Raw genomic sequence first — 270 nt, forward strand, 5'->3', positions numbered from 1 at the left:
GGAAGTCATTGTCGAGGACCGCGTTGCCAGGCTGGCCACCACTGAGGAAGGTGCGCAGCACGTGGCGATTGCCGGGGCGACGAGCCACCTGCTGGAAAACGTGCGCCGCTGCGTTGGGTGGGGGATACCCCTCGCTGACGCCGTGATGGCGGCTTCGTCAACTCCGGCCAGGCTGATGGGACTCGACCGGCAGGGCCTGGACCAGCAGGGCATAGACCGGCAAGGCCCCAACAGGGTTGGCACCATCGCCGAAGGCTGCCGGGCCGATCT

Annotated in this window: 1 protein-coding gene; it reads left to right on the forward strand. The window is 67.8% G+C overall.

Annotated elements, in window-relative coordinates; translation table 11 throughout:
* Window positions 1-270: hypothetical protein (locus AC3XQU_RS23940; RefSeq protein WP_489876622.1), on the forward strand; the 270-nt coding region annotated here is incomplete at both ends.

This window comes from Telluria sp. AZSoR62, assembly GCF_058111565.1.